Genomic DNA, 7,575 nt, shown 5'->3' with positions numbered 1-7,575 from the left:
GTTACGGTGGGTCATGGAACGGGTCTCCTTTCGGACGACGGATGTTTTCGACACCACCCATCGTGCCGGTCAGAGGCCCGTTCCTTCTACCCACACTCCGGTGGCCACAACGTCATGGCCCACAACAGCTAGGTGGTACCTCTGCGCTTGAATTCTGCGGCGCCAAAACGAGGGCCTGGGAAGCGAATGTCATGCATTAGCTCCGCTCTGTTACGCTGCCCCGTCAAACATGCTGGTGACCGAGCCGTCCTCGAACACCTCGTGAATCGCGCGCGCAATGAGCGGCGCAATCGGCAGCACCGTGAGCGAGTCAAACTGCTTTTCGGCGGTGATGGGAAGCGTGTCGGTGACGACCACCTCGTCGATGCACTCGTTTGAGAGCCGCTCGATAGCCGGGCCTGAGAACACGGCGTGGGTTGCGGCCACGACCACCTTCGAGGCGCCGTGGTCGCGCAGGGCCTGTGCGGCCTTGAGGATCGTGCCGCCGGTGTCGATCAGGTCGTCGACCATGAGACAGGTGCGGCCCTCGACGTTTCCGACGATGTCGTGCACGGTCACTTCGTTGGCCACCTTCGGGTCGCGACGCTTGTGGATGATCGCGAGGGGTGCGCCGAGCTCATCCGACCAGCGGTCAGCAACGCGCACGCGGCCCATATCGGGCGAAACGATGGTGAGGTTCGGGTCGTTGCCGAGCTTTTTGCGGAAGTACTCCATCAGCACCGGCATGGCGAACAGGTGGTCGACGGGCCCGTCAAAAAAGCCCTGAATCTGCGAGGCGTGCAGGTCAACCGACATGATGCGGTTGGCGCCGGCGGTTTTGAACAGATCGGCAACCAGGCGTGCCGAGATCGGTTCGCGGCCGCGGCCCTTTTTGTCTTGCCGAGCGTAGGGATAGCAGGGAGCAACCACGGTGATGCGCTTGGCCGAGGCGCGTTTGAGCGCGTCAACCATGATCAGCTGCTCCATGATCGCCTCGTTAATCGGGGCATCGTGCGACTGGATAACAAATGCGTCCGCACCGCGCACCGACTCGCCGTAGCGGGCGTAAATCTCACCGTTGGCGAAGGTGCGGGTTTCGGTTTCGAGCAGCTCAGTTCCAAGCTCGTGCGCAATTTGCTGGGCCAGTTCGGGATGGGTGCGCCCCGCGATCAGTACGAGTCGTTTTTCACCGGGATGCATGATGCCAGACACGAATTACCGCCCCTATTTCGCTCGTCAACTGCAGCTTGCTGTCGTCTGCAAGATTAATAAAACCAGGTTACTCGCTTTATTCGCCCGACGTGCCGGATGCATCCTCGGCAGCCTTGGCAGAGTCGGAACCGGGCCGGTTTTTTGCCACCCAGCCGGGAATGTTTCGCTGCGGGGCCGCGGTGATCACCAGCGCACCGGCGGGCACATCCTTGCGGATGGTCGTACCGGCACCCGAGTATGCGCCGTCGCCAACCTCAACCGGAGCCACCAGCACATTGTCGGAACCGATCTTGACGTGTTTGCCAACCACGGTGCGCTGTTTTGCCACGCCGTCGTAGTTCGCGGTGATCGTGCCGGCGCCGAGGTTCGACCCCTCACCAATTTCGGCGTCGCCGACATACGAGAGGTGCGGCACTTTTGCGCCGGCACCGATGGCACTGTTCTTGGTCTCGACGAAGGTGCCCACCTTGGCGCCGGCACCCACGACCGAGTTCGGTCGCAGATAGCTCCAGGGCCCCACAGTCGCGCCCTCGCCGATCACCGAGAGCGTAGCGTCAGTACGTTTCACCGTGGCGCCAGCGCCAACCTCGCAGTCAACCAGCGTGGTGTCGGGGCCGATCACCGCGCCCTCAGCCACTGTGGTTGCCCCGCGCAGCTGCGTACCCGGCTGAATTTCCACGTCGGGAGCGAGGGTCACATCCCACTCAATGATGGTGGTGTCGGGGTCGACAATCGTGACACCCTCACGCATCCAGTGTTCGAGTACGCGACGGTTGTATTCGCGCGCGGTCGCACCCAGCTGCGCGCGGTCGTTAATGCCCTGCACGAGCCAGTTGTCGGTGACCGCCACCGCAGCAATCCGGCCGCCGTCGCCGCGGATCAGCGCGGCCGCATCCGTGAGATATTTTTCAGCCTGCACGTTGTCGGTGCCGATGCGCGACATCGCATCCCGAGCCGCGGCTGCGGTAAAGGCATACACTCCGGCGTTAATTTCACGCACAAGCTTCTGCTGCTCGGTGGCGTCGCGATCTTCAACGATCTGGGCAAATTCGCCGCTGTCATCGCGTATCACGCGGCCGAATCCGGTCGGGTCGTCATAGATTGCGCTGAGCATGGTGAGATCGTCGCGCCGGCTGCGGTGTGCATCCACCAGCCGCCCCACCGTCACCGAGTCGAGTAGCGGCACATCGCCCGAGAGCACCACCACATCGCCGTCAAAATCGGCGGGCAGCGCATCCAAACCGGTTTCTAGGGCACGGCCGGTGCCGGGAATTTCATCCTGATCTGCAATGATCGTGTTCGGTGCAAATTCGAGGATGGCTTCGGCCACCCGGTCGCGATCGTGGCGCACCACCGCAACCGTGTGCGCGGCGCCGAGCTCTGCCGCCGTGTGCAGCACGTGTCCGATCATTGGCAGCCCACCGAGCTTGTGCAGCACCTTCGGCGTTTTCGACTTCATCCGGGTGCCCTTACCAGCAGCGAGGATGATCACGGCCAAGTTCTGATCGGTCATGTGGCTACTCCCAAGATCGTGTCATTGGCGACGGTACGCGGGCATTGAGGTGTAGCTCCTCCCCCAGGATTCGAACCTGGACCTCACGGCTCCAAAGGCCGTCGTGCTGCCGTTACACCAAGGAGGAATGTGTCGTGCCCGTATAGTCTGCCACGTCTTCGCGGCCGGCGCCGAAAAACCGTCGGGAATAATAGAACTCATGTCTGAATTCAGCGGTCGGGATGCGGTCGACCAGATCGTAGCCGAGTGGGCCACCGTGCGTGGCGACCTCGATTTTTCGCCACTCGAGGTGTTTTCGCGAATCAAACGCATCTCACGCCAGCTCGATGCCGTTCGCCGCACCGCTTTTTCGGCGGCGCAGCTCGAACTGTGGGAGTTTGATGTGCTCTCGGCGCTGCGCCGTGCCGGTCACCCGCACGCACTCACCCCAAAGCAGCTGATGCAAACCAACCTGGTTTCTTCGGGCACCATGACCAACCGCATCGACCGGCTCGAACAGCGCGGCCTGGTGCGCCGCAGCGATGACCCCGCCGATGGCCGCAGCGTGCTCGTGCACATGACCGGCGACGGCATCGCGCGCGTTGACGAAGCAATTAAGCAGCTGCTTCGGGCAGAGCAGTCGCTGCTCGAGCCGCTATCGCCGGCCGAGCGCGAGGTCTTTGCCGACACTCTGCGCACACTGGCAGTGCGGATCGCACCGAACGACAGCTAGCGCCAGCAGTGCCTCCAGCGCGGCAGTTAGCCCCGCCGCGTGCTGTCAGGCAAACTAGACGCCTATGGTTCATCTACTTGGCGCCGAACATCTGCAGCTCGAATTTCCCACCAAAGCCGTCTTCGACGACGTCACCGTGGGAATTGCTGCCGGCGACCGCATCGGCATTGTCGGCCGCAACGGCGACGGTAAATCAACGCTGATGAAAATCATGGCCGGGCGGATGCAATCCGATGCCGGCCAGGTGACCGTGCGTCGCGACACCCGCATCGCCATGCTCGACCAGAGCGATGCCCTCGATCTGGACGACACGGTGGGGCACAGCATCGTTGGCGACCGTGACGAATTTGAGTGGGCCGGGGATGCACGCATCCGCGACATCATTGGCGGCCTGGTCAGCGATCTCGATTGGGATGCCCGCATTGGTGACCTTTCGGGTGGCCAGCAGCGCCGGGTGGCGCTCGCACGAGTGCTCATCGATGATTGCGATATTTTGATGCTCGACGAGCCCACCAACCACCTCGACATTGAGGGCGTGCACTGGCTGGCAAAGCATCTCAACGAACGCTGGCCACCGAACGAGGGTGCGCTCGTGGTGGTCACCCACGACCGCTGGTTTCTCGACGAGGTGTGCACCCGCATGTGGGAGGTGCACGACCGCATCGTCGAAGAGTTCGAGGGCGGTTATGCCGCCTATGTGCTGCAGCGTGTTGAGCGCGACCGGCAAGCTGCAATCGCCGAGCAAAAACGCCAAAACCTGATGCGCAAAGAGCTCGCCTGGCTGCGCCGCGGCGCTCCGGCGCGCACGTCAAAACCGAAGTTTCGCATCGAAGCCGCCAACCAGCTGATTGCCGATGTGCCGCCGGTGCGCAACCCAATTGAGCTGCAGCGGATGGCGGTTGCGCGACTCGGCAAGGATGTGGTCGATCTTGAGACCGCCGCCGTTGCGTTTGGTGACCGGCAGGTGCTGCATGACGTTACCTGGCGGATTGCTCCGGGTGAGCGCACCGGCATCCTGGGGGTGAATGGCGCCGGAAAGTCGACGCTGCTGCGACTGATTACCGGCGAGCTCTCGCCCACCTCGGGCCGGGTCAAACACGGTAAGACCGTGCGCATCGCCACTCTGTCGCAGCAGCTTGACGAGCTCAAAGAGGTTGCTGACGACCGCGTGTTTGAGGTGGTGGGTCGTCTCAAGCGCACTTACACCGCGGCAGGCGACGAGATGACCCCCTCGCAGCTGCTCGAGCGGCTCGGGTTTACCAGCGCGCAATTGCAAACCCCGGTGCGTGATCTATCGGGCGGTCAAAAACGCCGGCTGCAATTGCTGCTGATTTTGCTTGACGAGCCGAATGTGCTCATCCTCGACGAGCCCACGAACGATCTCGACACCGACATGCTCGCGGCGATGGAAGATTTGCTCGACACCTGGCCGGGCACGCTGCTGGTGGTGTCACACGACCGCTATTTGCTCGAGCGCATCACCGACCAGCAGTATGCGGTGATTGGTGGCACGCTTCGGCATCTTCCCGGTGGCGTGGATGAATATTTGCGGCTTTCAGCGCACGGCACCGCACCCGCGACCACCCAGGCTGCTCCGGCAGCGGCCGATTCATCCCGACTCAGCGGTGCCGAGCGGCGCAGCCTCGAAAAAGAGACCGCGGCCATTCAGCGGCGCCTGACGAAGCTCGCCGAAGAATTAACCGCGGTGGATGCGAGGCTGGCCGCACATGACCAGTCGGATTACGAGGGGCTCACCGAGATCGGTCACGAGCGCAGCGCCGTCCAGGATGAAATCGACGAGCTCGAGTTGCGCTGGCTCGAACTTGCCGAACGGCTCGAAAACTAGGCTGTCTCAGAGCTCAATTTGTTCCTGCGCGAGCAGGGCTTCTTTGAGCTGTTTACGTGCCCGGTTGAGTCGCGAGCGCACGGTCTGCACCGGCACCTGCTGGTAGTCGGCGATCTGCTCGTAGGTGTAGTCGGCAAATTCGCGCAGCACCAGCGCCACACGGAAGTCTTCACTGAGTGTTTCGAGCGCGCGCTGCACGCGATCACGCACCGCATTGGTTTCGGCGTGGTCGGTGTCGTCGGCGCGATCGAACACATACTCGGCGGCGTCTTCGTCGACGGTCACCTCTCGGCGTTTGCGGATGATCGCCAATGCCGAGTTCTGTGCGATGCGGAACGCCCACGTCGAAATTGACGATTCGCCCCGAAACTTCGGCAGGTTTTGCCAGATCGCAATCAGCGTGTTTTGCAGGGCGTCTTCGGCGTCGGCTCGGTGCCCGCAGGTGCGCAGGCATACGGCCCAGAGTCGGTTTCGGTAGGGCTCCAGCAAGAGTGAAAAAGCGCGCCGGTTGCCCTGCTTCGCCTCGGCAAGCAGTTGGGCTTCATTGGCAGCACTCTCCATTGCCACTCCTGTCGTTCGCCTCTCGGCAGCTCAACACAATTGGAACAAAAACTAATAGTTGCGGGTTACGTTGAAAGATTCCAGAGTAAATATCCGTCTAGAGATTGACTCTCAGTCGCTTCTCGGCCGGATGCGGCGCACAGCTGCCCCTCCCGGCCGGTGCGCCTGCGCGGCAGCAAACCGGCCAGAATTATTTTTCGGATGCGGGGAACTTTTGAGTGTGGATGCGCATCCAATCTACGAATCAGCGAAAGCATCCACTACGACTTTGATTCGAAGGAGCAAACAACGATGAGCACCACCGACAGCGGCAACCCGAACGAGGCCTTCTACGGACACGAGCCGGTTGCAGAGTCAACGAACCCCGACGGCACCAGCGCCAAGGCGTTCGATTTTGACGGTGACGGCAGCGTTGACAATGTCTACGCCGACACCACCGGCGATGGAAACATCGACACTCGATTTATCGATACTGACGGTGACGGCACCTTCGACTACGCCGACATTGACAGCGATGGCGACGGCATCATCGACACCACCGCCTACGACACCGACGGTGACGGCAAGCTCGATCTGGCTCGTGTCGACGTTGACGGTGATGGCTATGCCGACGAAGAACACGCCATCGACCCCTACGGGCCCGACAGCGTCACCGACGCGAACGACATCAACAACCTTCCCGCACCGCCGAACGAACAGCCGCTCCCGGCTGACCCCACCGGCACCGGGGAACCCACCGGCGACTCAACCGACGGCGGCAACTCGGGCGAGCCGATCAACGACACGGGCGAGACCGAGTACCTCGAGGGCCAGGTCGAGTTCGACACCGACGGTGACGGCCAGCTCGATGGCGCCCTGGTCGACGGCGATACCGACGGCAACCTCGACACGATGCTGATCGACCACGACGGCGACGGCCTTGCCGACGAGGTGTGGATGGACACCACCGGCGACGGCACTTTTGACTCGGTTGGCCACGCCGACGGTAATGGCGAGATCAACGAGTTCGAAGACTTTGATGGTCCGGAAGTGTCGGATTTCGCCTAGACAATCTCGTAACCGCAATTTTCACAACCGCATCGGGCGCCGGAATTTCTGCTGAGCCGGGAACTTTCCCGGCGCCCGATGCATCACACTCAGTAGAGTCACAGATTTTTACCACCGGCGCGCACTGTAAGAGAGGGAGCATCATGTCGGACCCCAATTCACCCCAGCTGGCAGAGGAATCGTTCCTCGGCGAGGTGCCTTCGCTCAGTGATGAGCAGTGGGACGGCATGCTTGAGGACGCATTCATCGCACCCCCGGGAATGGCCGACCACCTCGTTGACCTTTTTGATGACCCCGCCGAAAACGACACCGCCGACTACGCCGATGATGCGATCGATCCGGATGTGATCGATAACGACGCGATTTTTGATCACGGACTTGAGGCGGGCACGGCAACCGATGCCGACCCCGTCGACACCGACCAGCGGCCAAGCGACGGCGAACCCTCCCCCACGTCCGAGTCGACCGAAGACTCGGCAGGTAACGGCTCGCTGCTTGACAGCGTCTTCGGCACTGCCGAATTCAGCGACGACGCAGCCGGTATCGACACCGGCGAATTCGGCGGCGACCAGGCACTCGACATCGACCAGCCCAATTACGACAGCGCCGACCTTGGCGAATCGCACGACACCGACAACGATTTCGACACCCCCGGCGACGACTCGGATGCCTTCCTCGTCTAGCCGCCGCGGCGACGTTCAACTT

General features: G+C 62.2%; 7 protein-coding genes and 1 tRNA gene. 4 read left to right on the top strand and 4 right to left on the bottom strand.

The genetic code is table 11. The features are described 5' to 3' along the window. Nucleotides 1–210 precede the first annotated feature (210 nt). The 3 genes from JMV54_RS05925 to JMV54_RS05915 form a co-directional block, all read right to left on the bottom strand. Nucleotides 211–1,179 (bottom strand): ribose-phosphate diphosphokinase, encoded by a 969-nt coding sequence (locus JMV54_RS05925; protein WP_201518004.1) that lies wholly within the window; start codon nt 1,177–1,179, stop codon nt 211–213. 88 nt (nt 1,180–1,267) lie between these two features. Then, nucleotides 1,268–2,704 (bottom strand): bifunctional UDP-N-acetylglucosamine diphosphorylase/glucosamine-1-phosphate N-acetyltransferase GlmU, encoded by a 1,437-nt coding sequence (gene glmU, locus JMV54_RS05920; protein WP_201517999.1) that lies wholly within the window; start codon nt 2,702–2,704, stop codon nt 1,268–1,270. A 55-nt stretch (nt 2,705–2,759) separates the two neighbouring features. Further along, a tRNA-Gln gene (locus JMV54_RS05915) sits at nt 2,760–2,831 on the bottom strand. A gap of 72 nt (nt 2,832–2,903) precedes the next feature. On the opposite strand from JMV54_RS05915, the gene JMV54_RS05910 reads away from it, so the two are divergent. Next, nucleotides 2,904–3,416: a MarR family winged helix-turn-helix transcriptional regulator gene (locus tag JMV54_RS05910; protein ID WP_201517998.1), complete on the top strand. Its 513-nt coding sequence runs from the start codon at nt 2,904–2,906 to the stop codon at nt 3,414–3,416. A gap of 64 nt (nt 3,417–3,480) precedes the next feature. Next, a complete protein-coding gene (locus tag JMV54_RS05905) occupies nt 3,481–5,262 on the top strand; it encodes an ABC-F family ATP-binding cassette domain-containing protein (protein WP_201517997.1) in 1,782 nt (593 codons plus the stop codon). Nucleotides 5,263–5,268: 6 nt separating this feature from the next. On the opposite strand, the gene JMV54_RS05900 is transcribed toward JMV54_RS05905, so the two are convergent. After that, nucleotides 5,269–5,823: an RNA polymerase sigma factor gene (locus JMV54_RS05900; protein ID WP_201517996.1), complete on the bottom strand. Its 555-nt coding sequence runs from the start codon at nt 5,821–5,823 to the stop codon at nt 5,269–5,271. 291 nt (nt 5,824–6,114) lie between these two features. Between JMV54_RS05900 and JMV54_RS05895 the strand changes: the two genes are divergently transcribed. Further along, a complete protein-coding gene (locus tag JMV54_RS05895) occupies nt 6,115–6,870 on the top strand; it encodes a hypothetical protein (RefSeq protein WP_201517995.1) in 756 nt (251 codons plus the stop codon). 143 nt (nt 6,871–7,013) lie between these two features. After that, entirely contained in the window at nt 7,014–7,553 is a 540-nt protein-coding gene (locus JMV54_RS05890) for a hypothetical protein (RefSeq protein ID WP_201517994.1), read from the top strand. The last annotated feature ends 22 nt before the right edge of the window (nt 7,554–7,575 follow it).

The sequence above is a fragment of the Gulosibacter hominis genome, from assembly GCF_904842695.1.
Classification (GTDB): domain Bacteria; phylum Actinomycetota; class Actinomycetes; order Actinomycetales; family Microbacteriaceae; genus Gulosibacter; species Gulosibacter hominis.
Note: the sequence above shows the minus strand (reverse complement) of the source record. Positions and strands in the feature narration are given on the sequence as shown.